Origin of the sequence: Flavobacterium sp., from assembly GCF_043778725.1 — a bacterium.
Classification (GTDB): domain Bacteria; phylum Bacteroidota; class Bacteroidia; order Flavobacteriales; family Flavobacteriaceae; genus Flavobacterium.
The window spans coordinates 1-26,157 of record NZ_JAYWFT010000023.1; the positions used below are offsets into that span (position 1 = coordinate 1).

27 protein-coding genes and 1 pseudogene are annotated in these 26,157 nt (G+C 30.5%); 15 read left to right on the forward strand and 13 right to left on the reverse strand.

Annotated elements, in window-relative coordinates; translation table 11 throughout:
• The 8 genes and pseudogenes from ACH2CG_RS02285 to ACH2CG_RS02320 all read right to left on the reverse strand — a co-directional run.
• Nucleotides 1-308: pseudogene (locus ACH2CG_RS02285) on the reverse strand (hypothetical protein); the annotation flags it as partial.
• Complete coding sequence (locus ACH2CG_RS02290; RefSeq protein WP_395061786.1) at nucleotides 286-1,167, reverse strand: AAA family ATPase; 882 nt, start codon at nucleotides 1,165-1,167, stop codon at nucleotides 286-288. The pseudogene ACH2CG_RS02285 and the gene ACH2CG_RS02290, both read right to left, overlap by 23 nt.
• 176 nt (nucleotides 1,168-1,343) lie before the next feature.
• Nucleotides 1,344-2,567: a tyrosine-type recombinase/integrase gene (locus ACH2CG_RS02295; protein ID WP_395061788.1), complete on the reverse strand. Its 1,224-nt coding sequence runs from the start codon at nucleotides 2,565-2,567 to the stop codon at nucleotides 1,344-1,346.
• A 658-nt stretch (nucleotides 2,568-3,225) separates the two neighbouring features.
• Nucleotides 3,226-3,444, reverse strand: a complete 219-nt coding sequence (locus ACH2CG_RS02300; protein ID WP_395061790.1) for a hypothetical protein — start codon at nucleotides 3,442-3,444, stop codon at nucleotides 3,226-3,228.
• 330 nt (nucleotides 3,445-3,774) lie between these two features.
• Nucleotides 3,775-5,949 carry a M12 family metallo-peptidase gene (locus ACH2CG_RS02305; protein WP_395061792.1) on the reverse strand — a complete coding sequence of 725 codons (2,175 nt, stop codon included), beginning with the start codon at nucleotides 5,947-5,949 and terminating at the stop codon, nucleotides 3,775-3,777.
• Between the two features lie 57 nt (nucleotides 5,950-6,006).
• Entirely contained in the window at nucleotides 6,007-6,366 is a 360-nt protein-coding gene (locus ACH2CG_RS02310) for a YraN family protein (protein ID WP_395061794.1), read from the reverse strand.
• 77 nt (nucleotides 6,367-6,443) lie between these two features.
• Nucleotides 6,444-7,406 (reverse strand): LD-carboxypeptidase, encoded by a 963-nt coding sequence (locus ACH2CG_RS02315; RefSeq protein WP_395061796.1) that lies wholly within the window; start codon nucleotides 7,404-7,406, stop codon nucleotides 6,444-6,446.
• 27 nt (nucleotides 7,407-7,433) lie between these two features.
• Complete coding sequence (locus tag ACH2CG_RS02320; protein WP_395061798.1) at nucleotides 7,434-8,033, reverse strand: hypothetical protein; 600 nt, start codon at nucleotides 8,031-8,033, stop codon at nucleotides 7,434-7,436.
• Between the two features lie 241 nt (nucleotides 8,034-8,274).
• Between ACH2CG_RS02320 and metG the strand changes: the two genes are divergently transcribed.
• From metG to ACH2CG_RS02350, 6 genes are all read left to right on the forward strand, one after another.
• The gene (gene metG / locus ACH2CG_RS02325; protein WP_395061899.1) at nucleotides 8,275-10,371 is read left to right on the forward strand and encodes a methionine--tRNA ligase; all 2,097 of its coding nucleotides are present in this window, start codon (nucleotides 8,275-8,277) and stop codon (nucleotides 10,369-10,371) included.
• 95 nt (nucleotides 10,372-10,466) lie between these two features.
• Nucleotides 10,467-11,831 carry an ATP/GTP-binding protein gene (locus ACH2CG_RS02330; protein WP_395061800.1) on the forward strand — a complete coding sequence of 455 codons (1,365 nt, stop codon included), beginning with the start codon at nucleotides 10,467-10,469 and terminating at the stop codon, nucleotides 11,829-11,831.
• Nucleotides 11,831-12,514, forward strand: a complete 684-nt coding sequence (locus ACH2CG_RS02335) for an RloB family protein (RefSeq protein WP_395061802.1) — start codon at nucleotides 11,831-11,833, stop codon at nucleotides 12,512-12,514. Before ACH2CG_RS02330 ends, ACH2CG_RS02335 begins: the two co-directional genes overlap by 1 nt.
• Nucleotide 12,515: 1 nt before the next feature.
• A complete protein-coding gene (locus ACH2CG_RS02340; RefSeq protein ID WP_395061804.1) occupies nucleotides 12,516-13,520 on the forward strand; it encodes an adenosine deaminase in 1,005 nt (334 codons plus the stop codon).
• A 5-nt stretch (nucleotides 13,521-13,525) separates the two neighbouring features.
• Nucleotides 13,526-14,212, forward strand: coding sequence for an HAD family hydrolase (locus tag ACH2CG_RS02345; protein ID WP_395061806.1), 687 nt, complete (start codon nucleotides 13,526-13,528; stop codon nucleotides 14,210-14,212).
• Between the two features lie 19 nt (nucleotides 14,213-14,231).
• Nucleotides 14,232-14,855, forward strand: coding sequence for a CatA-like O-acetyltransferase (locus ACH2CG_RS02350; RefSeq protein ID WP_395061808.1), 624 nt, complete (start codon nucleotides 14,232-14,234; stop codon nucleotides 14,853-14,855).
• Here ACH2CG_RS02350 and ACH2CG_RS02355 read toward each other — a convergent pair.
• The 3 genes from ACH2CG_RS02355 to ACH2CG_RS02365 form a co-directional block, all read right to left on the reverse strand.
• Entirely contained in the window at nucleotides 14,852-15,280 is a 429-nt protein-coding gene (locus ACH2CG_RS02355) for a hypothetical protein (protein ID WP_395061810.1), read from the reverse strand. The genes ACH2CG_RS02350 and ACH2CG_RS02355 overlap by 4 nt on opposite strands.
• Before the next feature lie 191 nt (nucleotides 15,281-15,471).
• A complete protein-coding gene (locus ACH2CG_RS02360; RefSeq protein ID WP_395061812.1) occupies nucleotides 15,472-15,906 on the reverse strand; it encodes an HRDC domain-containing protein in 435 nt (144 codons plus the stop codon).
• Nucleotides 15,907-15,997: 91 nt separating this feature from the next.
• Nucleotides 15,998-16,330, reverse strand: a complete 333-nt coding sequence (locus ACH2CG_RS02365; protein WP_395061814.1) for a single-stranded DNA-binding protein — start codon at nucleotides 16,328-16,330, stop codon at nucleotides 15,998-16,000.
• A 204-nt stretch (nucleotides 16,331-16,534) separates the two neighbouring features.
• Between ACH2CG_RS02365 and ACH2CG_RS02370 the strand changes: the two genes are divergently transcribed.
• The 8 genes from ACH2CG_RS02370 to ACH2CG_RS02405 all read left to right on the forward strand — a co-directional run bounded on the left by ACH2CG_RS02370 (nucleotide 16,535) and on the right by ACH2CG_RS02405 (nucleotide 22,429).
• The gene (locus ACH2CG_RS02370) at nucleotides 16,535-17,026 is read left to right on the forward strand and encodes a hypothetical protein (protein ID WP_395061816.1); all 492 of its coding nucleotides are present in this window, start codon (nucleotides 16,535-16,537) and stop codon (nucleotides 17,024-17,026) included.
• Complete coding sequence (locus ACH2CG_RS02375) at nucleotides 17,011-17,352, forward strand: hypothetical protein (RefSeq protein ID WP_395061818.1); 342 nt, start codon at nucleotides 17,011-17,013, stop codon at nucleotides 17,350-17,352. The genes ACH2CG_RS02370 and ACH2CG_RS02375 overlap by 16 nt, the downstream gene beginning before the upstream one ends.
• A gap of 112 nt (nucleotides 17,353-17,464) precedes the next feature.
• Nucleotides 17,465-17,995, forward strand: coding sequence for a YfiT family bacillithiol transferase (locus ACH2CG_RS02380; RefSeq protein WP_395061820.1), 531 nt, complete (start codon nucleotides 17,465-17,467; stop codon nucleotides 17,993-17,995).
• A gap of 11 nt (nucleotides 17,996-18,006) precedes the next feature.
• Nucleotides 18,007-18,375, forward strand: a complete 369-nt coding sequence (locus ACH2CG_RS02385; protein WP_395061822.1) for a glyoxalase — start codon at nucleotides 18,007-18,009, stop codon at nucleotides 18,373-18,375.
• A 3-nt stretch (nucleotides 18,376-18,378) separates the two neighbouring features.
• Nucleotides 18,379-18,729 (forward strand): hypothetical protein, encoded by a 351-nt coding sequence (locus ACH2CG_RS02390; protein WP_395061824.1) that lies wholly within the window; start codon nucleotides 18,379-18,381, stop codon nucleotides 18,727-18,729.
• Nucleotides 18,730-18,888: 159 nt separating this feature from the next.
• On the forward strand, nucleotides 18,889-21,291 hold the full coding sequence (locus ACH2CG_RS02395) for a M28 family peptidase (RefSeq protein WP_395061826.1): 2,403 nt from the start codon (nucleotides 18,889-18,891) through the stop codon (nucleotides 21,289-21,291).
• A gap of 74 nt (nucleotides 21,292-21,365) precedes the next feature.
• Entirely contained in the window at nucleotides 21,366-22,190 is an 825-nt protein-coding gene (locus tag ACH2CG_RS02400) for an SDR family NAD(P)-dependent oxidoreductase (protein WP_395061828.1), read from the forward strand.
• Nucleotides 22,187-22,429, forward strand: coding sequence for a hypothetical protein (locus tag ACH2CG_RS02405; RefSeq protein ID WP_395061830.1), 243 nt, complete (start codon nucleotides 22,187-22,189; stop codon nucleotides 22,427-22,429). The genes ACH2CG_RS02400 and ACH2CG_RS02405 overlap by 4 nt, the downstream gene beginning before the upstream one ends.
• On the opposite strand, the gene ACH2CG_RS02410 is transcribed toward ACH2CG_RS02405, so the two are convergent.
• Nucleotides 22,419-23,144 carry a GLPGLI family protein gene (locus tag ACH2CG_RS02410; protein WP_395061832.1) on the reverse strand — a complete coding sequence of 242 codons (726 nt, stop codon included), beginning with the start codon at nucleotides 23,142-23,144 and terminating at the stop codon, nucleotides 22,419-22,421. The genes ACH2CG_RS02405 and ACH2CG_RS02410 overlap by 11 nt on opposite strands.
• Before the next feature lie 73 nt (nucleotides 23,145-23,217).
• Nucleotides 23,218-25,272 carry a M13 family metallopeptidase gene (locus ACH2CG_RS02415; RefSeq protein WP_395061834.1) on the reverse strand — a complete coding sequence of 685 codons (2,055 nt, stop codon included), beginning with the start codon at nucleotides 25,270-25,272 and terminating at the stop codon, nucleotides 23,218-23,220.
• Nucleotides 25,273-25,404: 132 nt separating this feature from the next.
• On the opposite strand from ACH2CG_RS02415, the gene ACH2CG_RS02420 reads away from it, so the two are divergent.
• Complete coding sequence (locus tag ACH2CG_RS02420; protein ID WP_395061836.1) at nucleotides 25,405-26,100, forward strand: SCO family protein; 696 nt, start codon at nucleotides 25,405-25,407, stop codon at nucleotides 26,098-26,100.
• The last annotated feature ends 57 nt before the right edge of the window (nucleotides 26,101-26,157 follow it).

A 26,157-nucleotide genomic window follows, 5' to 3' on the forward strand; every position in this document is an offset into this window, starting at 1 on the left:
ACAGGAATTACACAATCGTTTTTTAGATTGTAAAATTGTACTTCTTGAGTATTTGCTTCAATAAATGGTTTAGAAACAAACAAAGGTTTAGCTTCAATGTTGATTTTACTCGGAAATATTGCAGATGCTATTTCTACATTTTCAGAAAATGGCATATTTAGGATTGTTCTAGTTCCGTCAGGATTAACTCTTTTTAAAGTTAGCTTTTCATTTACTGAAAAATTATCCTGTTCAATTATGCTTGGACTTTGAAAAGTTCCAAATGCTTGTTCTAATGTAGCAGGTTTAATGATGGTTTGTGTGTCCATTTGTTGAGAAATTTTGAGGGTTAGTAAGTTTGAGTAAAAGTGATTTTTTAACTTCAAAATCAGGTTTTAAATTTTCTTGAAATTGTGGATATTGATTATACAATGCCAATAATTCAGCCATAGTATTACAATTTTGTACTTGTTGAAATACTTCTTGCTCTGTCAAAACAATTGGTTTATCAGTAGCATTGCCACTGTTGCACCAATCTAAAATCTTTTTGCCTGTATTTGATGTAATTTTAAACTCAGGTTTATCCATAAACAAGCCTGTTCTATCCTTGCTTGAAACTGCAAAATGCTTGATATCTACATCAAATACTATAGTAAATTCATAATCTAAATCATTTCTTTGAACTGCTTTAAGTCCAACTTTTTCAGGTGTAAACTTGCCATCTTTTTGATTCAAAACATAATCTTGTTTGGTTCTCATTGTAGCAATTACGTGAGCATCACATTGAAGTATTTTATCAATAAAAGCATTTTGTCTTGGTGTTACTTTAGCCCAATTAGTAAATGAATTACCTGCTAATGAACTATGATAATCCAATAATTCTTCCCAAGATTGAGAAATTGAATCCAAAACAATTACTTCCATACCCGCTTTTTCACATACTTCAATTGCCTTGATGTAGTTTTCTGGTGTAAATGGTGGTGCTAATGTGAGTACATTGTACTGTCCTAAATGAGCATACAAATCTGCACTTCCATTTTCTGTATCTATAACAGCAACTTTGCTAAAGTCTCCATTAGTTAAACCTTGTGCCAATAGTAAACTTGAATAAGTTTTACCACTGCCAGCACTTCCTTGTAAAGCAAGTTTTATCTTAGCTTTTTTCCTTTCTGATTGTCTTAATTGCATAAAATTTATTTTTAAAATGGTTAATATTAAAATGAAAAAACAATCATCACAGTGATAAAGTGACAATTGTTTTGAAAACTAAAGGGCAAAAAAATAAGCCATTCACATAAATATGAATGACTTTAAATGATAATCTGAATTGGCTTGAATTCAGAATCAACTTTGTGAAAATTTAATCACTTTGTCACTTTTTGAAGTAAAACTTCCATTGCATCGTCTATAACATCATTTTCCAATTCTTTCAAATAGGCTTGAGTAATTGATACATTTTGATGTCCCATTGCCTCTGAAATCAAATCTGTTGCGACTCCGCTTTGTTTTAAATTGGTTGCAAAACTATGACGAGCAACATAACTTGTAATTTTGTCCTCGATACCGCAAATTGTTGCTAATAATTTTAAATCCTTGTTGAATTTCTTCAAAGTCTTTTCTTTTCTGTTTTCCAATTGCATTGGTGTTGAATCTATTCTTAAAATTATAGGAAAAACATATTTTGTAGCTCTTTTTTGATTCTTATAATAACTTAAAATTTCAGTTATAGGTTCCAGTATTTTTATAACAAATCGACCTTTTGTTTTACCTCTAACGTAAGTAATCTTATCTTCTACAATATTGTCCCAAGTAAGCTTCATCATGTCATTAAAATTCATTCCACGGGTATAATAACTAAACACAAAATAATTTCTTGTATTAATTAAATGCGGATATTCTGCTAAGTTAAGATTAATTATTTTGTGCACGTTTTCGATGCTCAAAGCTCGTTTATTTGTAGTTCCTTTAAGTTTTGAAACTTTATAAATTATAAATGGATAGTACTCTTTACTTGCAGAACCTTTTTTGATTGCATCATTATATAAAGCACGAATTGCTCTCATTTTTACAGCAATTCCACTATCACTATTGCTATTTGAACGAAGAAAAACCTCATATTTATCAAGCAAAAGAGGAGTTATATCTTTAAAGTATATAGTCTTATTTCCTAAAAATTTAAAAAAACTATTTTTGGAATCTTTAAAGAATCGGGCATTTCCAGTTCTTCCTGATTTGTTCAAATCGCTTATGTGCTCAGTCCAAAATTCATTTACTGATATTTTTTTATCGAGTTTAAAATTTAAAAACAAAGCTTCAAATTCATCAAGCGTTATATCCTCACCCTTGCTAAGATAATCAGTAATTATGCTTTCTGCTCGATTTCTAATGTCAATCAATGCAGCATTTATTTGCTTATAGTTTGTGTAACTTTTTCTAAATTCTGACTTAATTTCATTCCATTGTGAAATTTCACATGATAATTTTAAAGATATAAACTTAGATTTTCTATCTTTGGTTGCTCGTAAAAAAATTGGGTATTCCCCATTTGATAGGGCTTTAGTTCTTTGAGTGATTTTTATAGTTGCCATATATAGTAAATTAGTTTGGGTACAACATAGGTACAACAAATGTATTGAAAATAGGTTAAAATATGAAAACAAATGAAAATGTAAATTCTGTTAGGCTACATTAATAAAGGGTTTACAAAGTATATGAAACAATATGAAAGTAATATTACTCTGACTGTTAATCAGAGGGTCCTTGGTTCGAGCCCAAGAGAGGGAGCTTTTTAAAAGTCTAACAGAAATGTTAGACTTTTTTTTGTTTAAAAAATTCCTATAATCTTTTCAGTATCTATTTTATTAAACTCAACACACTTTATAAAGGTTTTACCAAAATTTCTATTTAAGATTGTATTTCAATTTTATTCAGAAATCAGAAATTTTATAAATTATGTGACTCATAGACGCTCTTCGAAAAAATTGATTATGGCATAAGAAGTAGGTATTCTTGAAGGAAAGCATTCAAGAAAGGCAACATAAATTCATATTTAAAATCTATTGATAAAGCTTAAATTATTAGAATCATTATCTAGCATGCACAAAACTATTAATCAATGTTTTAAAAAAATTAGCATTGATTAGAACAAAATGTAATAATGAGTAAATAAATTTATTTGTTAAATACTTCAACTTTTATTTCTTTTAATTAAAGGCATTACTAGCTAATCTAATTTTATAATTTCACTTAGAGTCCAAAACCATTATTATTGAAAGCCACAATTTGAAAACAACATCTATCAACGACATCCATACTTGTTAAAAACATCATTTTTACTTTAAATCTTAATACTTCGGTAGAGTTTGCTCGCGTTGCGCCAAAATAAATAACACAGCTGTATAATGTCCTATTTTGAACCCATTTTATACACAAACTTCCTTGATCAACATACTTACTTGCTGGCATATAAAACAACTAAATTTTCAGCTTTTTTAGGATAGTCACCCATTCTATTTCGGAAAATTCAAAAATCCGTTTAAAGCAATCTTATCTGTGAGTGATTTTAGATTTTGAATTTTTAATTATCTAGCATCAATTGAAGGCATCAATTCGATAAAATCACATAAAGCATCTTTTTTATTTAAACTTAGTTCTACAAAAGTTAATGTTTTTTAGATCTGTAAATTAAAAATTTTACATTGATTTATAAAAAAACAATTGTATTTAAAAACAACAATTACAAAATTGGAAATTGGTCAATTTTAGTACTGCAAATTAATGATTTAAGAATTATAATTACCTTCTAATGACTTTAAAATTAGCCTCTTTATTATCTTCAAATTTTAATTTAAAGAAATATGTACCATTAGCGAATGATGAAATATCTACATTTGTATTTATATTTTTTATTTCATTATCAAGTAACAATTGACCTGTTATGTTGTAAACCTCAACTTTATTGATAATAGTTTTAGAGGTTATAGCAACTTTGCCACTCGTAGGATTGGGGAAATAACTAAAATCTATAAAACCATTATAATTATTAACGCTTAAATTAGGCACACAAGAAATATTAGCAATAAATCCTGGCGCTACAACGCCTTGATCCGAATAGAACTTAACAGTCAAAGAACCATCTGTTGCAGAGGAAGTAAAAGGACCAGGAATATCTGTTCCTGTAGAACCTCCAGGATTTAATAATGGCGCAGTTGTTGAATTTCCATTATAGACATACAAATAATCATAGTCTAATTCTAAAGAAAATGCACTGAATGATATGGCTATATTATTGCTAGCAACATTAGGTACAATTGTTCTAATTACCGTTTCTAAATTGGTATAATTTCCTGAGACACCACCAGAATCTGCAAATGTTATTCCGTCACAGAAACTAGTAGCAGTTACAAACATTAATTTTCTACCTATAATTTCTAAACCCATTGAACAATTTGGGCTAACATCAACAACATAATAAGTATTTGGTGTTAATCCAGAAACCGCATAACTGTTTGTAGTAACAACATTCCAATTTCCTGGAGTTGACCCAAAAGCAAATACGCGTACCTTCCATTCGGTAAAAAGCCCAGATTCTACCCAGTTTATTGTAGCAGAAGTAGTAGAAATAGCACTTACAGAAATTGAAGCAATGGTGTTAATGCAAGTTGCGATACAATCTGTACTCAAACAATTACTTGCGCTTATTCTACTCAGAATTAAATTAGCTGGTTGAGGACCGAATCCATTACTTAAGTTTATCCCAATTCCAGAAATTAAATGGCAATAACTCATTATTGTTCCTTTATCTGTAGTTGAAGGAATTGGACCAGTGGCACATGTTCCTTCATTATAGCCTGCTTGTTGGCCGCAACCATCAATTGATGTATTATTACCATTCCAAATGCAAGCGTGGGTATGAGGCGAACCAAGCAAGTGTCCTAGTTCATGAGTTATAACATTTATTGTCCAGGAATAAGTTGGAACTGTATTATAATCAAAAAAAACATCAGAATAACTAAAATTATTTTGAGAACACAGACCATTTATTCCAACCGCAACACCACCTAAACCGCCTGGATCTATACCTACTAATTGTCCTAAATCACCATCGAAAACAGGTCTTACTTCATTAAATTTATATAAATAATTTCCAGATGTAGTTCCTATTCCTTCATATGGATCTTGAGAAGTCCAGATGTAGAGTGACTTTAAACTTGTTGTTATTCCGTCATTTGTGAAAATTGTTTGTACATTATTAAATACAGATGTCATCCAGTTGGTAGTATCAATAGTACTATTATTATTGGCCATGTACAAATCATAATCAACTTCAAAATACATGGTGACGCACTTTACGCTTGAAGGACTTTTATTAGAACCATCCATTGTTGCGGTTTCGTCTACTTTTAAAGAACATTTGTAATCGTTTAATACTTTAAGTTTTGCATCAGAATAAATAATATAGTCGTCAGTATTATTAGTAAACTTTAATTTACCTACAACCAAATTATTTAATTCGGCACAAGAAATAACACCATTCATTTCTCCATTAAAAAAATTCATAGCAACAACAGAAGTATAATTTCCTTTAATGATTCCTCTGTAATAAACTCCTTTTTCATATATTACATTCTTACCTTTATCAGTATCAACATGAAAACCTTCAGAAAAAATAGTAACTTTATATAAATCTAAAACTACTGTTTTATTGTTGTAGGGAATTTCAATTTCTAAATATTCGGGCTTATTTTTTATCAACAGATTAACAGACTCCACATTTATCTTTGCAAAAGTAGCGTCGTCAACAGTCTTGAGAACAGCTTCATTTGTAGTTTTATTTGAAACGTTCAATACTTTATAAGAATTGAAAGTTACTGGTAATCGCTCTAGTTCTTGCATTTTTTTTGCCACTTCATGCTGAGCAAATAAAACTGCAAAACTAAAAAAAGAGACAATTGTTAAGAGTTTTTTCATGATATATTTGGAATTTTATTGGTAAAGTTAATCAAAATCAAACAGATAAATTAATTTTTAAAAATAGTAAAAAGCTTCTTCAATGTGCTCAATATTAAAAATTTTAGCATCTTTATGTATTGCAATTATATCAAATCTAACTTCGACATCCAATTCATTAGATACTACATATTCATTTACGGCTTTGAGCAAAAGCTGGATTTTCTTGGGTTTTACAAATTCTTGTGGCAAACCAAAATCAATTGATGAACGCGTTTTAACCTCAACAACAGCAAGAATAGTTCCTTTTTGTGCAATTATATCAATCTCGGCTTTTTGAAAAGTCCAGTTTTTTTCTAGAATTTCATAGCCATTTTGTTGCAGAAAATCTACAGCCAATTCTTCTCCTTGTTTGCCTAAATCGTTGTGCTCCGCCATGGAATTTTAGATTGTTGATTAACGATTGTTGATTTTAGAACTACTTCAAATAATCAACAATCGTTAATCTTAATTCGTTAATCAAATACAACTTTACTTTCAACATCATTCACCTCAATAGAAACTTGTTTTCCCATAATTAACGAATGATTGTCTGCCATGTGTCCAGCTGGAAAATTATAAATTATTGGAATGTTGTATTTTTTGGTGACATCATCTATAATTTCTAATACATTTTTTCCCCAAGGAATTTCATTATCATGCATTTTGGTCATACCGCCAACGATGATTCCTTTCAAACTTTCTAGACAACCATTGCGTTTTAAATTCATCATCATTCTGTCAATATGATATAAATATTCGTCTAAATCTTCTATAAAAAGAATTTTATCATGACAATCAATGGCAGATTCTGAACCTAACAAACTATATAAAATAGAAAGATTTCCTCCCACCAATTCTCCTTTAGCCGAACCAAATCTATTCATCTGATCGCAAGGAACGGTATATTCTAAATGTTCTCCAAACAATGCTTTGCGCAAACTCTCTTTGGCTTCTTCAGTTGCTTTAGAACTCACAGGCATAATTCCGTGAATAGATGCATATCCCATAGTATTTAAATGACTGTGTAAAACCGTTACATCACTAAAACCAATAACCCATTTTGGCGATTGTTTAAATTTTGTAAAATCTAAAAAATCTATCATTCGCACCGTTCCATATCCGCCACGAACACACCAAATTGCTTTAATATTTGGATTGTCAAGTTGCGTTTGAAAATCGGCTGCGCGTTGTTCATCTGTTCCTGCAAGTTGATTATTGTCTAATCCAATGGTGTTGCCAATAACTACCTCTAAACCCCAGTTTTTTAACCAAGAAATCGCTGGTTTTAAATTGTCATCAATGTTTTTACGTGCCGTTGCAACTATAGCAATCGTATCACCTTTTTTTAAATAAGGAGGAATTATCATCTTTTTTTGAGCTTGAATGTTTGAAACAAAAACTGTTGTAACTATACTTATAAGAATTATTTTCTTCATTTGATTGTTTAAAATCTAGTCACAAATCTAATAATTTTTATGCCAGCCTAAACCAAAAGTTATACCTAAACCAACAAAAGTTGTTTTGGAAATATCTCCATAGAATTTAAAACCAAGACTGTTTGCAAAACTTATAGGTTTACCAATAGGAAATAATTCATAAATACGATAACGTTCTTTTTCAGAATTGAACCATTTAATATTTAATTCGAACGGAAAACCAATACTTTGGGTACTATCGTATTTTAAAGTACCATTGGTATTATCTACTAAAAATTCTCTGTCAACATAAGCAATTCCTGCCGAATAACTGTAAGATGTAGTACCTTCGATAATTCTTTTGCCATACATCAATGCTTGTTCTCTTACATTTTCTACTTCGATATAAACTGGTAAAAAGAAAAAAGAACCTTCCTTTCTATTTTCGGATAACTCAAGATAACGATACGTAAACAAGTTATTTTTACTTTGATAATTCAATGTTGCGCCACCAGTAATTCCTTTAGAACTTCCGTTAGAATATCCCAAAACCATTTCTGCAAAAACTATTGGATTAGATTTATTTTGTGCATTGCAAATGTTGATTGAAAATAAAAATAAAACTAAAAATGTTGTAATTTTTCTCATTGTTATTTTTTATCAAATATAAATAAAAAGTTCTTTAGAATACGGTTGCTCTAAACCAGATTACTTCACATTGAGTTTATTAATATTTGAGTTCCTTGAACTTCGTTTGCAGCAGCATCCTTTTTATATCTGTCAGATTTTTTAGAAACGGGACAGGTATAAAAAAATATAGCGTGAAGCTGAAAAAGCTTCAAATAAAAAACTTATAAACTATAGATTCTATTGCTTATTTTTGCAAAATATATATACAGAATTTACAATGTTAGAAAATCCAAAAAGATATACAATTACTGCTGCGTTGCCTTACACAAATGGTCCAATTCACATTGGGCATTTGGCTGGCGTATATGTTCCAAGTGATATTTATGCGCGCTATTTGCGTTTGCAAGGAAAAGATGTTGCGTTTATGTGCGGAAGCGATGAACACGGTGTTGCCATATCGATGAAAGCCAAAAAAGAAGGCATTACGCCGCAAGAAGTGATTGATAAATACGATGCAATTATTAGAAAATCATTCATTGATTTCGGAATTTCGTTTGATAATTACTCACGAACTTCATCTAAAATTCATCACGATACAGCACAAGAATTTTTCAGGAAATTGTATGACAATAATGATTTTATTGAAGAAGTTACCGAACAATTATATGATGCCAAAGCTGATCAGTTTCTGGCAGATAGATTTGTGGTTGGAACTTGCCCAAAATGCGGAAACGAAGAAGCGTATGGCGATCAATGTGAAAAATGTGGTTCAACATTAAACGCTACCGATTTAATAAACCCAAAATCGACAATTACTGGTGAAACACCAATTTTGAAATCTACAAAACATTGGTTTTTACCTTTGGATAGATACCAAGATTTCTTGAAAGAATGGATTTTAGTTGGACACGCAAAAGATTGGAAAACTAATGTTTTAGGTCAAGTAAAATCGTGGTTGGACGACGGATTGAAACCTCGTGCAGTAACGCGTGACTTGGATTGGGGAATTGATGTTCCGGTTGATGGTGCTGAAGGAAAAAAACTTTACGTGTGGTTTGACGCACCAATTGGATACATTTCTGCAACCAAAGAATGGGCTGCAAGAGAAGGAAAAAACTGGGAAGATTACTGGAAAAAAGACGATTCACCAAATGGCGGAACAAGTACTAAACTGGTTCACTTTATAGGAAAAGATAATATTGTTTTTCATTGCATCATTTTTCCTGCGATGTTGAAAGCCGAAGGAACTTACATTTTACCAGATAATGTTCCAGCAAATGAATTTTTGAATTTGGAAGGAAATAAACTTTCGACTTCTAAAAACTGGGCAGTTTGGTTACACGAATATTTACAAGATTTTCCAGATAAGCAAGATTCTTTGCGTTACGCATTGACATCTAACGCTCCAGAAACTAAAGATAACGATTTTACTTGGAAGGATTTTCAGGCGAGAAACAATAACGAATTGGCTTCTATTTTTGGGAATTTCATTAATAGAGTGGTTGTTTTGACCAATAAATATTACGATGGAATTGTTCCTAGTTCAAATGATTTTAGTGTAGTTGACGAACAAACGTTGGCTGAATTAAAAGCATATCCAGCAGTTATTTCATCATCAATTGAGCGTTACAGATTTAGAGAAGCGCAAGGCGAAATGATGAATGTGGCTCGTTTAGGAAATAAATATTTAGCCGACGAAGAACCATGGAAAATGATAAAAACGGATCATGGTAGAGTTCAAACTCAAATGTATGTTGCCTTGCAAATTGCAGCTGCTTTACAAATTTTGTGTGAACCATTTTTGCCTTTTACATCAAATAAATTAGCTACAATTTTAAATTTAAAAGATTTAAAATGGAATACGGTTTCTGAAACTTTTGAGTTACTAAAACCTGGACACAAAATTGGACAAGCCGAAATATTGTTTTCTCAAATAGAAGATGCAGAAATTCAAAAACAAATAGACAAACTGGAAGCTACAAAAGCAGCCAATAAAGCAGAAAACGCCGTGATTGAACCACAAAAAGAAACGTCAACATTTGAAGATTTTTCAAAATTAGATTTACGTGTTGGAACTATTATTGAAGCTGAAAAAATGCCAAAAGCTAACAAACTTTTAGTTTTGAAAGTTGATACTGGAATGGATGTAAGAACTATAGTTTCCGGAATTGCAGAGCATTTTTCACCCGAAGAAGTGGTTGGAAAACGCGTTACGGTTTTAGTGAATTTGGCACCAAGAGCATTGCGCGGTGTTGAAAGTCAAGGAATGATTTTAATGACAAATTTACCTGATGGAAAATTGGTTTTTGTAAATCCAGATGCTGATGGAGTTTCAAATGGTGCTTTGATTAGTTAATTTTATCGAAAAAATCGTTGATTTTGTTTGATATAAAGAATTTAGTGCGTTTATTTGTTCTGTAATTTTATTTTTAACGAAAAAATCGCAAAATCATGTTAATTCGTTTTGTTGTTAGTAATTTCATGTCTTTTAAGGAAGAAACTGAATTCAATATGCTTAAAAGCAAAGGAAATGGCTCTAGGCAATTACCAAATCACATCATAAAAACAAATTCCGGAGTTGAAGTTTTAAAAACTGCTGCTATCTATGGAGCTAATGCTGCAGGAAAAAGCAATCTAATTAATGCAATATCATATTTAAAAGATATAGTTTTTGGAGAAGAAACACTTTTAATTCCTCAAAGTAAAAGATTTAGATTAGATGAATCTTACAAAAATAAATCGTCAATTTTTAGAATCGAATACGAGTTTGAAAAATTACATTTTGATTATGCTGTAGAAATTTACAAAGGTAAAATCAAAGAAGAATGGCTGTATTTGGTAAAATCCGTTTCTAAAGAAAAGGAAGAGTTGCTTTTCAAAAGAGAAGGCAAAGAAGTTATTTTTGGAGATTATTTTAAAAAATCTGGAGATTTAAATTACGTCGAAAAGTTCTTAAAAAAAGAACTAAAAGACACCCAAACAGTCTTAAATACTTGTTATAAAGTTTTCGATGAAAATGATATTCTAGATAAAGCACTTTTATCATTCGAAAAAATTAAAATTTTTAATCCAGACACAATTGATTCAGATTACACTTCAGACATATTAATGAATCAAAAGTCAAAATTATTTACAAAAGAATTATTATTAAATAGCAAAACAGGAATTGAAGATATTGTTTCAGAAAAGACTAAAGCAGAATTATTTTTTGGATATGATGATAATGATTTAAAAAATGAGTTAATAGATTTTCTAGAAAATAATGATACTGAAGATATTGACCCAGACAAAACTCCTGTAGTTCACTTTGTAAGAAAAGGAAGTTATAATGCATTTATAAAAGAAAATAATGAATATTATGTTGTGGTTTTAAAAACAAAACACTTTAATTCAGATAGTTTATTTAATTTCGATGAAGAATCAGACGGAACTAATCGCTTATTTGAACTTTCACCAGCATTTGAACAATTAATGTCAGATACAGAAATTGTATATATAATTGATGAATTAGAGAGAAGTATGCATCCTCTATTAGCTAGAGAACTTCTAAAAATGTATTCTTATAATTCAACTTCTAAAAGTCAATTAATTTTTACAACTCACGAAAGCCATTTACTTGATGATGATTTACTTAGAAGAGATGAAATTTGGTTTACAGAAAAAAAAGCTGATGGAAGTACGGAATTTTATCCATTGAGTAACTTTAATCCTAGAGGTGATAAAGTTTTAGAAAGAGGATATTTGCAAGGTAGATATGGAGGCATTCCTTTTTTAGGAGATTTTTCAAAACTAATTAAAGAAGAGACTCTTAAATAATGCTAAGGAGAAAATTTAAAATAGATGATTACAATAAGCAAGATCCTTTCGACGACTCTTGTATAAAGTTTTTTATTGTATATGAAGGTTCTGATAGAGAACCAAATTATTTTGAAGCTTTCAAAAACGTATTTTTAGAAGAGAAAAAAGCTTACATACATCATGTTTTAGAAGACAGCTCTTCAATCAAGGGTAATATGCCAAAAAATTTGATTAATAGAGCAAAAGAATTTATAAAAAACCCACCGAAAAATCTAAAATTTACTCCTTCAGAAGAAGATAAATTCAGGTTTGTGATTGATGTAGATAAACATCCAAAAGAGCAAATAATAGATTTGAAAGAATATAGCGACACGCTTTTGGATTCTAATATTTTTATTAGTAATTTTTGCTTTGAAATATGGTTATGGTTTCATTTAGATGAACAAGAAAATATTTCAGCCAAGAAATCAAAAGAAATCAAAACTCAATTAGGCGACAAACAAAATGAATTAAAATTTGCTGCATTTCCTCATAATTACATGGTAATGAATTTAATTTTAAAAGCAATTGAAAGAGCAGAAAACACAGATAAAGACAAGAATAATTATTTTCCGGTTGAAAAATCTACTAAAGTATATTTATTAATTAAAGAACTATTAGAATATTCTATATTAAACATAGATGTAGAAGAAAACAATTAAAATGAAAAACTTCATACAAAAACTTCCAAAAGCTGAACTTCATTTACATATTGAAGGTTCGTTTGAACCCGAATTGATGTTTGCTTTAGCGCAACGCAATCAAATTGATATTCCATACAAAACTATTGAAGAAGTCAAGGAAGCTTACAAGTTTTCGTGTTTACAAGATTTCTTAAATATCTATTATGCAGGCGCAAGTGTGCTTATAAACGAACAAGATTTCTACGAGTTGACAATGGCGTACTTGACCAAAAGTCACGAAGAAAATATCGTTCACACCGAAATCATGTTTGATCCGCAAACGCATACTCAACGCGGAGTTGCCTTTGAAACCATAATGAACGGAATTCAACGTGCTCGAAATGAAGCGCAAGAAAAATGGAATATTTCTTCGTTATTAATCATGAGTTATTTGCGTCATTTGTCTGAAGAAGAGGCTTTTGAAACTTTGAAACAATCGTTGCCGTATAAACATTTAATTAAAGCTGTTGGTTTGGATTCGTCTGAAAACGGAAATCCACCATCCAAATTCTATAAAGTTTTTGAAGCCTCTGCAAAAGAAGGTTATGTTTTATTGGCGCATGCTGGCGAAGAAGGTCCAGCAGAATATGTTTGGGAAGCTATCGACGGATTAAAAATTGTACGCATCGACCACGGAAATAATAGTTTAACAGATGATAAATTGGTAGACGAAATCATTAAAAGAGACATCGCTTTAACGGTTTGTCCTTTGTCTAATTTAGAATTAAAAGTAGTTACCGATTTAAAACAGCATCCATTAAAAACAATGTTGAATAAAGGAATTAAAGCAACTGTAAACTCTGATGATCCAGCGTATTTTGGTGGTTATTTGAATCAGAATTTTATTGCTGTTCAAGAAGCGTTAGATTTGTCTAAAGACGATTTAGTGGTTTTGGCTAAAAATTCATTTCAATATTCGTTATTGGATGACAAAAGAAAAACCGAATTATTGCGTTTAGTTGATGAATATGCTTTAAATAATTAAGAAAAATGAATCTAAAAGTAATTGCATTCGACGCCGACGATACTTTATTTGTAAACGAACCTTATTTTCAAGAAACAGAACATAAATTTTGTGCATTAATGAGTGACTATCTATCACAACAAGGTTTGTCACAGGAATTATTTCGTGTTGAAATTCAGAATTTAGACCTATATGGCTATGGAATTAAAGGCTACATTCTGTCTATGATTGAAGCCGCAATGAGAATTTCTAACAATACTATTTCAATAGAAATTGTTGCAAAAATTATAGAATACGGAAAAGAATTACTTCAAAAACCAATTGAATTACTTGATGGTGTTGAAGAAACTCTAACAGCTTTACAAGGAAAATATAAATTAATTGTGGCTACAAAAGGTGACCTAAAAGACCAACAAAGTAAGTTACATCGTTCAGGTTTAGGACATTATTTTCATCATATAGAAGTAATGGCCGACAAGCAAGAACTCAATTATGAAAAATTGTTAAAGCGATTAGAAATCAATGCAGATGAATTTTTTATGATTGGAAATTCGCTTAAATCAGATGTATTACCTGTTTTAGAAATTGGCGGTTATGCGGTTCACATTCCTTTTCACACTACTTGGGAGCACGAAAAAATAAGCCATACTGTAGAGCATCCAAATTTTAAAACATTAGAAAAAATTACTGAAGTTTTACCTCTTTTACTATAATAATTCGTGTCTTTTAAAAATGAAACAAAAACTAAACCTAGAAACCTGGAACCGAAAAGAGCATTTCCTTTTCTTTAAACAAATGGAAGAACCTTTTTTTGGAATCACAGTTACTATAGATTGCACAAATGCTTATGCAAAATCTAAAGAATTAGGTGTTTCCTTTTTTACTTATTACCTTCATAAAACATTAGTTGCAATCAATGCAATTGAACCTTTTCGATATAGAATACTTGAAAACGAAATCTATATTTTTGATAGAATTGATGCTTCTGCAACAATCTTGCGTGATGACAAAACGTTTGGTTTTTCTCAAATTGAATTTGCAGAAGATATTTTACAATTTGCAGAAAATACCAAAAATGAAATTGCAAGAATTCAAACTACAACCGGACTTTTAACAAGAGAATTTTCAGAAAATTTAATTCATTTCTCGGCTATTCCTTGGGTGAATTTTACTTCATTCACACATGCGCGAAGTTTTTCTTGGCCAGACAGTTGTCCTAAAATATCCTTCGGAAAAATGATGGATGAAAACGGAAAAAAAACCATGTCAATGGCTATTAATGTGCATCACGGATTAATGGATGGCTATCATTTGGGAGAATTTGTCACTTTGTTTCAAGAAATTATGAATTCTTAATTGATGTAAGTCCAGTTTGACCCATCACTAATAACGGTTATTGTTCTTAAATTGCCTTCATACATATAAATATCTATTGTACCTACAGTAGAGTTTTTAGGAAATAACATTCCGCCAGCCGAAGTTAATTTGGCAGTATTTGTATTATTAATATTTCTAATTATATAAACTCTTCCCGGAAATAAAATAGCACTTGGCAGTTTAAACTCTTGATCTGTAGCTTGCGGATTTATCGAAATATAAACGCCATCATCAATTATAGTTGCACTACCACTTCCTATTAATACAACAGTTTTTAGAGACAAATTTCCATTAATATCCAAGGTACTCATTGGAGTTGTTGTGTTAATTCCAACTTGAGAAAATCCACTTTGAGAAAAGCAGAAAAACACCAGTAATAAAAATATTTGTTTAAAGTTATTCATTAAAATTAATTTCGTCATTATAGAATACATAATAAAGATATTAAAATATTCAAGAGTTACTAATTTAATGGTAAACGAAAACGTTTTCGTGTTAAGAACTTATTTATTATCGTGGCTTTACTTCTACTTTTACAAGAAAAAAAGCGACAAGAAATTAACCTTGCCGCTTAAAAAATTGTAATCCATCGACTTTAAAAAGCGTTTAATAAAGCAATAATGTCAACTCCATATTTATCAGACTTTACTTCTCCAAAACCTTTTATTTTTCTCAATTGGTTGATTGATTCTGGCTTGTGAATGGCTACGTTGATCAACTCCGAATTGTGGCAAATCATAAAACTCTTAAATCCTAGTTCTGAAGCTTTTTCTGCACGCCATTTCTTTAGATTTTGAAATATCATTTGTTCCTGTTCTGACAACTCAATTTCTTGTTTTAAATCTTCATTTTTAACTTCTGAAGTTTCTTCATAATGAACAATTACAGACCAAAAACTTTCTTTTTCTGATTCTACAAACTGCGTGCTAGATTTTTTGAATGTTACCATTTCTAAAAAATCATTTAAACTATTTTGATCTATTTCTAGTTCGTTTTCGGTCAATCTTATGGTAAATACTTTAACTTTCATCTTTCTTAGTTTTAGAAAAAGATGCAATTGCCACGATGGGACTTTTCATTATTCGCTTGCATAAATCGTGGCAATTACAACTTTTTAAGAATTACTTTCCAATTAATAAAATTTCGTTAGCAACAACCTCAGTAACATAACGTTTGTTGCCGTCTTTATCGTCGTAACTTCTGTGAGTAAGCTTACCTTCAACAGCGATTTCTTTTCCTTTTACTACATATTTCTCGATGATTTCGGCAGTTTTTCCCCAAGCAGTAATTCTGTGCCATTCGGTATTTTCTACTTTGTCACCGTTTTCTTTGTAATAAACTTCGTTAGTTGCGATTGTTAAGTTTGCAAGTTTTTTTCCTCCTTCAAGATTTTTGATTTCTGGTTCTTGTCCTACGTGTCCAATTAATTGTACTTTGTTTCTTAATGCATTCATGGCGTTTAAATTTAAATTGTTATTAATATGTGTTTATAAATTTGTCAGTTGTAAGATATTCGTTTCTCATTTCCGACGATGCAAAGTTGTAACGACTGGCAAACTTTATTCGGTTGATTACCATTTAAAATCGGTTGTAATTATTTGTAAACGTTTGTAAACGGAAATTTTTTATTATATTTGGTTGATTTTAAAAGAATTGTGATGAAATATTTAAAATTTGTTTTTTTCGTAGTTATTATCACTTTTTTTACGAGTTGTATCAAAAAGCCTAAGGAATATATACCAACTAATAAGCTTGAAAAACTTAAAAAAAATGATTCTTTAATGAATTCTATTATTGATTTAAGGATACATTTTGACAAAATGTATAAAGATTTTGACTCAAGCAAAGAGTTTCAAAAGTTTATAAGTGTTGCAACAATTGATGATTTAATTTATTTAACTGATTGTGACATACCATTGGTAAGATGTTTTGCATTTAAAGGTTTATTGGTCAAAGAGTATCCAAAAATTAAAGAAATTGTCTTAAAACATAGTAATGATGTTGAAATAATAAAAAGACAGTATTATGATATTGAAATAACAACAAATGTTTTTGATTATATGTTAAATGAACTACATCCGATGGCAAAAACTAAATTTAAACTTAGTAGAAAGGAATATGATAATTATTTATTATGCAAGAAAAAGTAATTAGAAAAAATCCGCTTTTTGAATTATATGTAGAAGATCATCATGTAATAGTTACTAATGATGATTATGTAAAGGACAATTGTATTATCAATATGAATACTATTTCTAGTTTAGAACTAATTAGAAGTTTGTCTTTTTTTAATAAAATTATTGAAGTTTCAATTGGTTTATGGATGCAATCAAAATCGGATGTTTTAAGAATACATTTAAAAAATGGTTTTAAAGATATTGTTCTTACCAATTGTGATATAAAGAAAACAGAGTTAATTATTTATGAAATAAATCATTTATTACTAAAACAAGAAAACATTACAAAACCAATTTAGCCCTGATTGCAGTGGAAATCCTTTTCTTTTTTCCTTTAAAAAAGAAAAGATTGAAACGTAAAGCAGGAATAGGGAAACCTAATAAAACCCGAGCCATTCGCTCTAAGAAAACATGGACATAGAAAAATTGAAATTTCCAATTGGAACGTTTGAAAAGCCTGAAATGATTTCGGAAAAGGATTTGCACCTTTGGATAGAAACCATTGCATTATTTCCTGAAAAATTGAGTTCTAGAACATTTTCTATTGAAGAATTAAATTATAAATACCGTCTGCAAGGTTGGACAATTAAACAAGTTATTCATCATTGCGCCGATAGTCACAGTACTAGTTTTACAAGATTTAAACTAGCGTTAACCGAAGATTTGCCAACCATAAAGCCGTATGATGAAGCAAAATGGTCCGAACTTGTTGATGGAATTGACAACGATATTTTGAGTTCATTAAAGATTATTGAAGGTGTTCATTACAAATGGGTTTTACTTTTAAAAAGTTTAGATAAAGTGCAGTTAAAAAAACAATTTATGCATCCAGAGAGTAAGAAAATTTATACTTTGGACGAAGTTATTGGTTTGTACGCTTGGCATTGCAACCATCATTTTGCGCATATTGAACAAGCCATTTTACATAAAAATAAGTTTTAAAACAACAAATTATGGAACATAAAGCAAAATCTATTCGCGCTTTTATTGGTGCTAAAAACTTTGAAATTTCTAGAAGTTTTTACCGTGATTTGGGTTTTACAGAAAATGTAATTTCACATAATATGAGCTACTTTGAAACCAACAATATGGGTTTTTACTTGCAAGATGCTTATGTAGAAGATTGGATAAATAACACGATGGTTTTTATGGAGGTTGATGATGTAAATCGCTTTTGGAACGAATTAATTCAATTAGAACTTACATTAAAATATGATGCTGTAAAACTTGTGCCTGTTCGTGAACTTGATTGGGGAAAAGAATGTTTTGTGCATGATCCATCGGGCGTTTTGTGGCATTTTGGCGAATTTAATACGCACTAACTTATGAATAAAAACTGTTTAGAATGCAACGAAAAAATTGTAGGTCGCGAGGATAAAAAATTCTGTAGTGATGGTTGTAGAAATGCCTACAATAACAAAATAAATAAAGACAGCAATAATTACATGCGCAATGTAAACAATAAATTGCGTAAAAATTATAGAATCTTATCGGATGCAAATCCTGATGGAAAATCGAAAATTACTAAAACAAAATTGCTAAGCAAAGGTTTTGACTTTGAGTATTTTACCAATATTTTAAACACCAATACAGGAAATACTTATTATTTTGTTTACGATCAAGGATATCGTTTTCTAGAAAATGATTTTTATATGTTAGTGAAGAAAGAATATTAGAAGGTGTGTACGAGGTACGAAATATGAGGCACGAGGTTAGAAATATGAGTTACAAAATATAGAAATTATGGTAATTGCTTTTAGCTTAATTTTTCTTAATTTCTTAATGGTTTAAAAAAATAATGTATCTTAAACGATATTGAAATAATTTTAGAATAAATGAAAAAAAATTACTCTTCTCTATATATAATGTTAGTGCTTGTGGCACTTTTATTTGGCATTTTTTATGTTATGATGCCTCAAAGTTATGACACAACAGAAGCACCACTTTCGGAATTTTCGACCAAACGTGCTTTAGTAAAAGTGAAAGAAATGACGACCAAACCGCATTATGTTGGTTCGCAAAATCATGAAGTTATTGCGCAATACTTGGTTAAGGAATTGCAAAATTTAGGATTGGAAACTTCGCTTCAAGAAGGATTTACGATGACCGAAAAAGGTACTTTGGTAAAATCTAAAAATATCTTGGCACGAATTAAAAGCACCTCGACTGCGCTCGGCGTGACAAATAATACCAAAGCTTTGTTGCTGCTTTCACATTATGATTCGGCGCCACATTCGTTTTCAAAAGGTGCAAGCGATGATGCATCAGGAGTGGCAACAATTCTAGAAAGTGTTCGTGCTTTTTTGCATACAAAATCCAAACACAAAAACGATATTATCATTCTTTTTTCTGATGCTGAAGAATTAGGATTGAACGGTGCAGCACTTTTTGTAACGCAACATAAATGGGCAAAAGAAGTTGGATTGGTGCTAAATTTTGAAGCTCGTGGATCGTCTGGACCAAGTTATATGTTGATGGAAACCAACCAAGGAAATGCTAAAATGGTTGATGGTTTTAAAGCCGGAAACACTACTTATCCGGTTTCTAATTCGTTAATGTACAGCATTTATAAAATGTTACCCAACGATACTGATTTGACCGTTTTTAGAGAAAGCGGAAAAATTCAAGGTTATAATTTTGCATTTATTGACAGTCATTTTAACTATCATACCGTTCAAGATAGTTACGAACATTTAGATCCAAAAACCTTGGCACATCAAGGTGCTTATTTATTTCCGTTACTAACACATTTTTCGAATGCCGATTTAACCAACTTAAATTCTACCTCCGATAAAGTCTATTTCAACATTCCTTTCTTGTTTGTGAATTATCCTTTCGATTGTATTTTGCCAATGCTAATTATTGCTTTTGGATTGGTTTTAATCTTTATTTTCATCGGGTTAGGAAAACAACTTTTACGATTGGATGAAATTATTAAAGGTTTTATTCCGTTTTTGGGTTCGTTATTTGTTTCTGGAATTGTGACCTTTTTGGGATGGAAAACGATTCTTGCAATTTATCCACAATACAACGATATTCTTCACGGATTTACCTACAACGGTCACGATTACATTTACGGATTTGTATGTTTGTCATTGGCAATTTGCTTTTTATTTTACAGAAGAGATTCCAAAAGAAATTCAGAAATGAACCAAACGATTGCGCCATTATTTATTTGGTTGCTATTAAATATCGGAATATTTTTTAAACTTCAAGGCGCAGGATTTTTAATTATTCCAGTAATTTCTAGTTCGTTAATGTTGGGTTATTTTGTGCTTACGCAAAAGTCGAATGTCTTTATAAACATTATTTTATCGTTGCCAACTTTAATTATTTTGGTGCCATTTATCCAGATGTTTCCTGTTGGTTTGGGATTAAAAATTTTGGTTGGAAGTGCGGTTTTAACAGTTTTAAGTTTTGTATTGTTGTTACCTATTTTTGGTTCGTTTACACAAAAGAGACTCTGGTCAATTTTGTTTTTTATTGTAGCCATCGGATTTTTCATAAAAGCACATCAATCTAGTGGTTATGTTTATGGAAAAGCTAAACCTAATAGTTTGGTTTACATTTTAAATGGAGATACGAACAAAGCCAATTGGGCAACGTATGATCAAAATTTAGACGAATGGACAAAAGCCTATTTGGGTGAAAATCCAAAAGACGCAAAGCCATTAAACACCAATAAATTATACAGTAAATATGGTTCTGAATTTACTTTTATGGCAGCTGCACCACTAAAAAATATTGCAAAACCAACGATAGAATTTTTAAAAGATTCAGTGATTGGAACGAAACGATATCTGAAAATCATCATTACACCTAACCGAAAAGTGAATCGATACGATATTTTTTCAAATACAAAAATTAGTGCTTTAAAAGCCAATGGAGTACAATCGATTGAATTAAAAAGTAATATTATAAGCAAAAACTCTAATAAAATTTTGAGTTATTATGTTGTAGATAACATTCCTTTGGAATTAGAATTTATTATTTCAAAAACTGATAAACTGGATATGAATTTAGTTGAAAGTTCGTTTGATTTAATGACCAATTCGCAATTCAGTATGGCAAAAAGAAAAGATTGGATGATTGCTACGCCATTTGTTTTAAATGATGCGATTGTGATTAAAGAGAAAATAAAACCGAGCGAAAAACTTCAAATTATGCCAGGATATTTACCTCCAAAAAACACTTTAAATATTGCAATTGATAGTTTAAAACAAGCAGCCAAAGAATAAACGGATTTAACAAATTTATACAATAAAAAACTTTGAGCCTTTGCGGCTTTGTGGCAAAAATTTGAATCTTCATTATGAAACAAATAAGCATTTTAGGTTGTGGTTGGTTGGGGTTGCCATTAGCAAAATCATTGTTGGAAAAAGGATTTTCAGTAAATGGCTCTACAACTTCATTAGAGAAAATCTCGATTTTAGAAAAAACTGGAATTACTCCATTTATTGTCTCACTGAGCGCAGTCGAAATGTCTGCTGAAACGAAAATTTCAATAGAACAATTTTTAAATAATTCCGAATTATTAATTGTTGATATTCCTCCTAAATTACGTGGTGATTCTAAAGAAAATTTTGTTGGGAAAATTCAAAGTTTAATTCCTTTTATAGAAAAGTCTTCTATTGAAAAATTAATTTTTGTCAGTTCAACTTCAGTTTATGCAGACGACGCTTCAACTGCAATGGGTGTGACAGAATTAGATAAACCAGAACCAAATACCGAAAGCGGAAAACAATTACTAGAATCGGAACAACTTGTGCAAAGCAATAAAAATTTTAAAACTACAATTATAAGATTTGGCGGATTAATTGGCGAAGACAGACATCCAATTAAATTTTTAGCCGGTAGAAAAAATATAGAAAATCCTGAAGCACCAATAAATTTAATTCATCAAATAGATTGTATCGGAATTATAAAAACAATAATAGAAGAAAATTGTTTTGATGAAATTTTTAATGCTGTAACACCATTTCATCCAACAAGAAAAGAATATTACATACAAAAAGCAACCGAACTAAATTTGTCAATACCCGAATTTGACGAGAGTAAAATTTCTATTGGAAAAACTATTTTGAGTGATAAAATTACATCAGTTTTAAATTATGCCTTTAAAAATAAAACACTATGAATTTCAATGATTTAATAGGAACAATTGGTGTTGGAATAATTCTTATTGCCTACTTTTTAAACATGTTTTCGTTTATTGCTAACAACGGAAAGTTATTTTATTTACTCAATATAATTGGTGCGAGTATAGCTTGTTTTGCTTCTTATCTTATTGATTACATTCCGTTTGTATTGCTCGAAGCGACTTGGGCAATTGTTAGTGTTATTGGATTGATTAAAAATTATAAAATCAATCCTTAAAACTAGGAAGCCCTTTTTCTTCTCCTATTCTATTCATTTCTTTTAAGAATTGCTCGTCTGTAACTATTTTTCCTTTAGTAGGTTTTTCAAGAATATAAATTGGCGTTTTTTCTGGAGAGAGAATTTCAGTACAATAATATTTTCTTTTTTTATCAGTTAATTCTAAAATTAATCCGTCTAATCCACCAAAATCTTGTGGTCCAATCTTATATTTTAATGCTGGTGCATACCAAGCAATTGTATAAAATGTTTTTTCTTCGCCTTTAATTATTATAATCTCTTTGGAAACTGCTTTATAACAAGTATAACCTAATATTTGTTTGGTTTCATTAACTAATTCCCAGTTAAACTCTTTTTGTAATTTGTTTATTATGAAATAATTATCCATAAATATTCTCTGTTCAATATAATTTTTAGAAGCATAATCAAAAAAAAAGCTACTGTCTCCACCTAAAATCCTTCCCATGTGTGTTGGAGAATAGGACATTTTATCATGTAAAAACCATAATGATTCCTTTCCATTAATTCGCAATGAAAAGGTTAGATCTTCCAACTCTTGCTCCATTTTTAGAATATATTCTTTAATCAATTTCGAATTTTCGTCTGTTGAATTGTACATCGATTCATCACTTGTAACTTTATAAATTAACTCCATTTTTTCCTGAGAAAATCCTATGAAATTTGACAATAAAACAAACAATATTAACTTCTTCATTCTTTACATTTCTTTATTTAGAACAAAAAAAAGACGCAATAAATAAATTGCGCCTTTTTTATAATTAATTTTTCTACCAAATTTTCACTCGTTTCTCTGGAGCAACATACATTCCGTCACCTTCTTTAATATTAAATGCTTGCACAAATGTATCTAAGTTTAACAATGGTATATAAGCACGATAATTTGCTGGCGAATGTGGATCGGTTTTTACTTGATTTTTCAAAGCCTCATCACGAATTTTCCCTCTCCAAACGGTTGCCCAAGAAATAAACAAACGTTGTTCTGGTGTATAACCATCTATCAATCCTGGATTTCCATTTTCTTTTAAGTACAATTGCAATCCGTCATAAGCTGCATTAATTCCGCCTAAATCTCCAATGTTTTCACCTAATGTAAATTTACCATCAACGTGAATTCCTGGCAATGGTTCTAAAGCCGAATATTGATCTGCCAAGGAAGTTCCAAGTGCTGTAAATTGTTTTAAGTCTTCTGCTGTCCACCAATCAATAAGATTTCCGTCTGCGTTGTAACTTGCACCTTGATCGTCAAATCCGTGAGAGATTTCATGACCAATTACAGCTCCAATTCCGCCATAATTTACTGCTTCATCAGCTTTATAATCGTAAAATGGTGGTTGTAAAATTGCTGCTGGAAACACAATCTCATTATAAGAAGGATTGTAATAGGCATTAACCGTTTGTGGTGACATTCCCCAAGTTGTTTTATCAACTGGTTTATATAATTTGTCTAAATCTTTTTGCCATCCCCATCTTGAAACATTTTTTATGTTATCAAAATAACTTCCGCCTTCTTCTGGACTTTTTATAACCAACGCCGAATAGTCTTCCCACTTGTCTGGATATCCTATTTTTATAGTTAATTTATTCAATTTTTCTATCGCTTTCAATTTTGTTTCTGGCGACATCCAAGTCAAATTATTTATTCTAATTTCATAAGCGCGAATTACATTCTTAATCATTTTAGACGCTTTATCTTTTGCCTCAGCAGGAAACATTTTTTCTACATATAATTTTCCTAATGCTTCACCAACAGTTCCATTAACAACTTGAAGTGCTTTTTCATGACGTGGTCTTTGTTTTAAAGCTCCAGTCAATGTTTTTCCATAAAATTCCCAATTGGCCGTTTCAATATTTGTAGACAATTGACCCGCAGAACTTCTCAATAACATCCAACGCATGTAGGCTTTCCAATCTTCTACTTTATTTTCTTTAAAAATTGTTTGCAATGCAGCCATATATCTTGGTTGACCTACAATAATTGTATCTACTTTAGCAAATCCAACTCCTTTTAAATAGGTATTCCAGTCAACAACAGGAAGCATTTTTTGTAAATCTGCAATTGAAGTAGGATTGTACTGTTTTTTACTATCTCTTCTTTCTACTCTGTCTAATTTTGGTGTAGACATTTGAATTTCTAGTGCTAAAACTCTATCGGCATCCAATTTGGCTTGAGCTGGTTTTTCACCCAAAAATTGTAACATTTTTGCTACATGAAGTACATATTTTTCACGTTTTTCTTTAGAATCTTTATCCTCAGAAACATAATAATCTCTATCTGGTAAACCCAATGGTCCAGGTCCAAGACTCACTATATTTCTTGTGCTGTTTTTTTCGTCAGATCCAACTCCAACACCAAAGAAACCAACTCCACCGCCTTTGGCCTCTTCATTCATCATTAATTTTTGCAAATCCTGAATGTTTTTAACCGCATTAATTTTGGCTAAATACGGTTTTAGAGGTGCAATTCCTTGTTTGTTTCTAGCCACAGTATCCATAGCGGCTTTGTACATATTAATTGCTTTTCCTTGATCGGTATTGGATTTGTATTTTGGATTTTTAGTTGCTTCGTTTAAAATTGCCAAAGCATCTTTATCTGTATTTTGACGTAATTCGTCAAAGCTACCCCAACGTGTTTTGTCGGCAGGAATTTCGGTATTTTTTAACCACGTTCCATTTACAAATTTGAAAAAATCGTCATTTGGTCTAATTGATTTGTCCATTAAATCAATGCCTAAACCAGGTTTTTTTTGCTGAGCATTTCCTTGGTGAATCGCAAATAAACTTGCTGCCAAGAAGCTAAACTTAATTGTAGTTTGAAGTTTCATATTATTTTTTTGATTGTTTCTACAAATCTATTAATTTTTAACTAACAAAATGTTAAAAAACCCTTAATGAAGATTAGGTTTAAGATTTGAAATTTAAAAATACAGAAGTTGTTTTGTAACTTTGCAAAAAAAATGCTTTCTCAACTCAAAAAATATAAGATATTTATTGGTTTTTTTGTGATTTTTTCGATTGTTACAATTAGTGCTTTTTACACTGTTTTAAAACCTAAACCGCATCTTGCTATATTCAATCCAAGTGATGTAAACCCAGAATTAGTTGATTCTACAATTCAATATGTTGCTATCGATCATACCATTGCCAATTTTTCTTTTACCAATCAAAACGGAAAAACAATTACTCAAAAAGATTATGAAGGTAAAATTTATGTAGCCGATTTTTTCTTTACGTCTTGCCAATCAATTTGTCCAAAAATGACTAATAATATGGTTTGGCTTCAAAATAAAATAAAGAACAATCCCAAAGTTTTATTGCTATCACATAGTGTAACTCCTGATATAGATAGCGTTCCGGTTTTAAAAAAATATGCGCTTGAAAAAGGTGTAATTGATAGTAAATGGAACTTGGTTACAGGAAATAAAAAAGACATTTATTACATAGCAAGAAAATCATACTTGGCTGTAAAAACTGGGAAACCATCAGAAATGTATGATATGGTGCATACTGAAAATTTTGTTTTGGTAGATTCTAAAAGAAGAGTTCGCGGTTTTTATGACGGTACTAATCTTGATGGTCCAACCGAACCCGGAATTAAAAATGTAAAACAGCTTTTAGAAGACATAACTATATTGTGTGAAGAAGAAAAGTAGTCTTGTTTTTAAAACTAAACCCTTAATTTTATCGTAAACATCTTTAAATAAAAACTT

Coding starts and splice junctions, on each gene's coding strand:
- ACH2CG_RS02290 (WP_395061786.1), bottom strand. CDS start 1,167: ATGCAATTAAGACAATCAGAAAGGAAAAAAGCTAAGATAAAACTTGCT.
- ACH2CG_RS02295 (WP_395061788.1), bottom strand. CDS start 2,567: ATGGCAACTATAAAAATCACTCAAAGAACTAAAGCCCTATCAAATGGG.
- ACH2CG_RS02300 (WP_395061790.1), bottom strand. CDS start 3,444: ATGCCAGCAAGTAAGTATGTTGATCAAGGAAGTTTGTGTATAAAATGG.
- ACH2CG_RS02305 (WP_395061792.1), bottom strand. CDS start 5,949: ATGAAAAAACTCTTAACAATTGTCTCTTTTTTTAGTTTTGCAGTTTTA.
- ACH2CG_RS02310 (WP_395061794.1), bottom strand. CDS start 6,366: ATGGCGGAGCACAACGATTTAGGCAAACAAGGAGAAGAATTGGCTGTA.
- ACH2CG_RS02315 (WP_395061796.1), bottom strand. CDS start 7,406: ATGAAGAAAATAATTCTTATAAGTATAGTTACAACAGTTTTTGTTTCA.
- ACH2CG_RS02320 (WP_395061798.1), bottom strand. CDS start 8,033: ATGAGAAAAATTACAACATTTTTAGTTTTATTTTTATTTTCAATCAAC.
- ACH2CG_RS02330 (WP_395061800.1), top strand. CDS start 10,467: ATGTTAATTCGTTTTGTTGTTAGTAATTTCATGTCTTTTAAGGAAGAA.
- ACH2CG_RS02335 (WP_395061802.1), top strand. CDS start 11,831: ATGCTAAGGAGAAAATTTAAAATAGATGATTACAATAAGCAAGATCCT.
- ACH2CG_RS02340 (WP_395061804.1), top strand. CDS start 12,516: ATGAAAAACTTCATACAAAAACTTCCAAAAGCTGAACTTCATTTACAT.
- ACH2CG_RS02345 (WP_395061806.1), top strand. CDS start 13,526: ATGAATCTAAAAGTAATTGCATTCGACGCCGACGATACTTTATTTGTA.
- ACH2CG_RS02350 (WP_395061808.1), top strand. CDS start 14,232: ATGAAACAAAAACTAAACCTAGAAACCTGGAACCGAAAAGAGCATTTC.
- ACH2CG_RS02355 (WP_395061810.1), bottom strand. CDS start 15,280: ATGAATAACTTTAAACAAATATTTTTATTACTGGTGTTTTTCTGCTTT.
- ACH2CG_RS02360 (WP_395061812.1), bottom strand. CDS start 15,906: ATGAAAGTTAAAGTATTTACCATAAGATTGACCGAAAACGAACTAGAA.
- ACH2CG_RS02365 (WP_395061814.1), bottom strand. CDS start 16,330: ATGAATGCATTAAGAAACAAAGTACAATTAATTGGACACGTAGGACAA.
- ACH2CG_RS02370 (WP_395061816.1), top strand. CDS start 16,535: ATGAAATATTTAAAATTTGTTTTTTTCGTAGTTATTATCACTTTTTTT.
- ACH2CG_RS02375 (WP_395061818.1), top strand. CDS start 17,011: ATGCAAGAAAAAGTAATTAGAAAAAATCCGCTTTTTGAATTATATGTA.
- ACH2CG_RS02380 (WP_395061820.1), top strand. CDS start 17,465: ATGGACATAGAAAAATTGAAATTTCCAATTGGAACGTTTGAAAAGCCT.
- ACH2CG_RS02385 (WP_395061822.1), top strand. CDS start 18,007: ATGGAACATAAAGCAAAATCTATTCGCGCTTTTATTGGTGCTAAAAAC.
- ACH2CG_RS02390 (WP_395061824.1), top strand. CDS start 18,379: ATGAATAAAAACTGTTTAGAATGCAACGAAAAAATTGTAGGTCGCGAG.
- ACH2CG_RS02395 (WP_395061826.1), top strand. CDS start 18,889: ATGAAAAAAAATTACTCTTCTCTATATATAATGTTAGTGCTTGTGGCA.
- ACH2CG_RS02400 (WP_395061828.1), top strand. CDS start 21,366: ATGAAACAAATAAGCATTTTAGGTTGTGGTTGGTTGGGGTTGCCATTA.
- ACH2CG_RS02405 (WP_395061830.1), top strand. CDS start 22,187: ATGAATTTCAATGATTTAATAGGAACAATTGGTGTTGGAATAATTCTT.
- ACH2CG_RS02410 (WP_395061832.1), bottom strand. CDS start 23,144: ATGAAGAAGTTAATATTGTTTGTTTTATTGTCAAATTTCATAGGATTT.
- ACH2CG_RS02415 (WP_395061834.1), bottom strand. CDS start 25,272: ATGAAACTTCAAACTACAATTAAGTTTAGCTTCTTGGCAGCAAGTTTA.
- ACH2CG_RS02420 (WP_395061836.1), top strand. CDS start 25,405: ATGCTTTCTCAACTCAAAAAATATAAGATATTTATTGGTTTTTTTGTG.